Genomic DNA, 4,560 nt, shown 5'->3' with positions numbered 1-4,560 from the left:
ATATTAGACAATGTGAATAACGTTGCGGATGAGAACAAACAAAATGCAGAGCATATGATCATTATCAATGGATATAAGCTGGACACAGAACACGCTCCATATTATGTAGAAAATGAGGAAGACCCAGAAGACTATCCATCAAGTGTTTTTGTTCCTTTTGTAGATACATTAGAAGCCTTTGGTGGAACAGTGAAAATAACAGATGCACAACATATGGTTTATACGTATCAGGATCAGACATCTAATATTAAAATTGCTAACGACCAAATTTCAATGAAAGAAATAAATACAGAAGTAACCAATATTGCTTTCCCAGTCGGCGATGAGTCAGAACGTGAACTTAACATTAGAGAACTATCGATGCAAACAAAAGAGAATGTTGTTTATGTTTCTCTTGACGAATTACACAGAGTTCTACCAGCAGACATAGGTTGGGATGATGAATACAATATCATACACTTAGTTACAGAGAATCCTTCTTCTATAGTAGAAGCGGTACAAGATGAAGAAAATGATTTGAGCAAAGTGAAGCAATTAATAACAAATGGATCCGATGTAAATGCAAGAAATAGCCATGGTGACCCCCTTTTACAAATGGCAATAGAAAAACAAAATAAAGAGTTAGTAAAGTTATTACTGGATAATAAAGTAGATCTTAACGCAGAGTTATATCTAATGAAAGGACAAACATTGCTAGATATAGCAATTAAAGAAGGTAACACAGAGATACTGTCTATGATGCTTAACGCTACGTCAGAATTCAATGATGATGCATTATTTTATGAAGCAGTTCAAGCAATACTAGATAATAACCAGCAAGCATTACAGCAAGTGAAGAATAAAGGATTCGACATGAATACACCAAATAAAGCTGGAGATACATTATTATCTGCAATAGCTCAATGGGATAAAGAAGCAGTGGCTATGGTGACTGAATTAGGAGCGAACGTGGATACATTGAATTCAGAAGGTATGACACCATTAATGCAAGCAGCTGAGAAAGGCAATACAGAAGTTGTTTCCTACTTACTGCAAAAAGGAGCAAATAAAGATCTACAACAAGCACCAAAAGCCTACCAATCCTCACAGTCTTCCGCACTTATGTTTGCAGTATATGAGGGTCATAAAGATACAGTGCAAGTATTACTGGATGCAGGTGTAAATGTAGATTTACAAGATATTAACGGAGACACAGCATTACATATGGCATTAACACATCATGGGGGAACTTCTTTACGTGAAGAATTAGCACTATCTTTAGTTAATGCAGGTGCTGATGGTAGCAAACAAAATTACTTTGGTTTAACGGCACTACATTTAAGTCCGTCCGTTAAGTTAGCTCGTGCAATCATAGAATCGGACGATAATATCAATCTCGATGTTAGAAACTTAGGAGGATATAGTGCACTGGATGAGGCAGTGATGAATGGAAATAAAGAAATGCAGCAACTTCTACTTTCAAAAGGAGCAACGGAAAGCGATGCTAGCTTTGGATCAGAAGCATTAAAAAGTGCTGTTATTTTCGATGGCGATTTGGAAAAGGTTAAACAGTTAGTGAACGATGGTGCAAACGTGAATATAGAAGAGGGCTCTCTTTTAATTGAAGCAATTGTGAGTAATAATGTAGATTTAGTAGCGTATTTAATCGATCAAGATATAGATGTAAATGCTGTAAACGATGGTATGACTCCGCTGATGTTTACATTTTCATATGATGATGCATATAACGTGAATGGAGAAGAGAAGAGAGAAGAAGTAACCAAACTATTGTTACAAGCGGGTGCAGATGTAACGATAAAAGGAGACAGAGGTAGTACGGCTCTAATGGACGCAGCAGGGTTGGCAGATGGTGAAACAATACAAATGCTATTAAATGCAGGAGCGCAAGTCAACGTACAAGATGACTATGGTAACACTGCGTTGATGGAAGCAGCGAGATCGGCAAATGCAGAAGCGGTGAAAGTGTTACTTGCGGCTAATGCTGATCCAACATTGAAGACAAAACCTGATGAAAGATTTAAACTACCTGCTAAAACGGCATTAGACTATGCAAATGAAAAATATATACGAGATAAAAATTATGATGAAACCATTAAATTGCTAGAAGAAGCGATGAAGTAATAGATACAACACTCCAAACCTTACGCATAAGGTTTGGAGTAGCAACTTCTTATGTTGCAAATGATGTAAACATGAACGACAAACTTTTATGGAGGGAAAAAAGAGATGAAGAAGCGATTAGTATCGATTATGAACGTAAAGAAGAAAAAAGCAGGGGTGGTCATTGCAAGTGGTGTGCTCGTGATGACGAGTTTAACAGGAGGCATATTTGCCGTCGCGGATGGAACGCAACCAGCTACGTTATTAGCAAATGTAAACACGAATGCAAATGAACAAATACAGAACATAAATTTTATGATCATTATCGATGGGTATAAGTTGGAAACAGAACATGCTCCGTATTATGAAGAAATTGTGGAGGACCCAGGGTTTCTTACGGCAAATATTTTTGTTCCTTTTGTGGATACAATAGAAGCCATCGGTGGAACAGTGAAAGTAATAGACGCACAAAACATGGTTTATACGTATCAGGATCAAACATCCAATATTAAGATTGCTGATGGTCAAATTACGATGAAAGAAATTATATCGGAAAAAATTTCTTCATATGATGAAGAGTATATGGATGAAGAGTATATGCTTGAAGAAGAACGTGAGCTTGAAACAGTAGAACTACCGATTCAAATGAAAGAGAATGTTATTTATGTTTCCCTGAATGCTCTGTTTTCTGGAATTGACCTAGATACTAGTTGGAGTGATGATAATGTGGTGTACATTTCTGCTTCGAAGACGCCAGCTTTAATTGAAGCCTTTTATGAAACATTGAGAAGTAACGACTTTACTACTATGAAGCAGTTAATAGTAAATGGTGAAGATGTTAATGCAAGGAATAAACATGGTCAAACCATGTTACAAATGGCAATCACAAATAACAACAAAGAGCTGGTAGCCTTTTTACTGGATGCAAATGCAGATGTTAATGTGGAGCTACTTCCAGATCAACGCTTTGTTATGGAGGGGCAAACACTGTTAGACACAGCACTTAAAGAGGGTAACAAAGAAATTATTTCTGCTATGCTTGCAGCTAATCCAACGATTGATAAAGCATACCAGCCTTTTTATAAAGCAGTAGAAGCTATGATAGATGGAGACAAACAAGCTTTACAGCAAATCATAAATAAAGGATTCGATATCAATACAACAAATAAAATTGGAGATACATTAATATCCCTAGCAGCGCAATGGGATAAAGAAACAGTGCAAATGTTAGAGGAAGCGGGAGCTAACTTAGATCAGTTAAACTCAAAAGGATTAACGTCACTTATGCTTGCAGCGCAAAACGGCGATACGGAAATGGTATCTTACCTCCTACAGGCTGGGGCTAACATAGATGTGCTATCTCAAAAAATATATGAAGATACGACAGCACTTATGTTTGCTGCGGAACAAGGACATAGCAAAGTAGTGCAAAAACTAATTGATAAGGGCGCTAACTTAAATCTACAAGACGTTGAGGGGAATACCGCACTTAACATTGCACTTTATCGCTTACGCAGTGAAGAGCAGCAAACATCAAAAGAGGACATTGTACTTGCATTAACGAAAGCAAATGCCAACGTAAATCTCCAAAATGAAGAAGGACAAGCAGCATTACATTTAGCTTATAGTGTCGACATGGCACGCATATTATTGGATGCTGGTGCAAAAATGGATCTGAAAGACAATGATGGATTTACTCCACTTACGATAGCTGCACTTGAAAATAAAGAGCTTGTCACTTTTTTAATTGAACAAGGTGCGAATAAAGAGGATATCAATATTGTGAGTGATAAAACTAGTCCACTAATTAATGCAACACGTACTATTAATAATTTTGCATTGGTTCAATTATTAGTAGATATGGGAGCAGATGTCAATATTGAAAATGAAAGAAAAGAAACCCCATTGATGAATGCATTAAGATTAAAAGAAGTGAATGTAGCGAAATATTTAATTGATAAAGGTGCAAATGTAAATCATCAAGATGAATTCGGGGAAACACCACTTATGAATATAGTCGGTTATAGAGATGCTGAGGTTATAATCAAAGCACAAGAAATAGTAAAGGCATTGCTTGGAGCAAATGCGGATGTTAATATGCAAAACGAGTCAGGAAGTACAGCCTTGATGCTTGCAGTAAAAGGTGATGCAGAAACCTCAAAAATGTTACTCGATGCAGGTGCGAAAGTTAACGTACAAAGTAACTCTGGTTACACTGCGTTAATGTACGCAGCGAGATCGGGAAATGTAGAAACAGTAAAAATGTTACTTGCAGCTGATGCTGATCCAACATTGCAGACTAAACCTAATGAATACCATCCTGCTGAAACAGCACTAGATCTTGCAAAAGAAGAGAGAGAGGAAGGTAACTACGAGGAAATCATTAAATTGCTAGAAGAAGCGATGAAATAATAGATACAACACTCCAAACCTTATGATGAGAGGTTTGGAGTAGCAACC

2 protein-coding genes are annotated in these 4,560 nt (G+C 37.0%); both read left to right on the top strand.

The features are described 5' to 3' along the window. Window positions 1-2,121, top strand: a 2,121-nt coding sequence (locus D1Z92_RS16925; RefSeq protein ID WP_128896861.1) for an ankyrin repeat domain-containing protein, incomplete at its 5' end; no start/stop codon positions are given. Window positions 2,122-2,226: 105 nt separating this feature from the next. After that, complete coding sequence (locus D1Z92_RS16920) at window positions 2,227-4,512, top strand: ankyrin repeat domain-containing protein (protein ID WP_128896860.1); 2,286 nt, start codon at window positions 2,227-2,229, stop codon at window positions 4,510-4,512. Window positions 4,513-4,560: the final 48 nt, after the last annotated feature.

The organism is Longirhabdus pacifica (genome assembly GCF_004115085.1).
Lineage (GTDB): Bacteria > Bacillota > Bacilli > Paenibacillales > DSM-105158 > Longirhabdus > Longirhabdus pacifica.
Note: the sequence above shows the minus strand (reverse complement) of the source record. Positions and strands in the feature narration are given on the sequence as shown.

What these genes read in the sequence shown, in the direction of transcription:
- D1Z92_RS16920 (WP_128896860.1), top strand. Translation starts at nt 2,227, where the DNA reads ATGAAGAAGCGATTAGTATCGATTATGAACGTAAAGAAGAAAAAAGCA.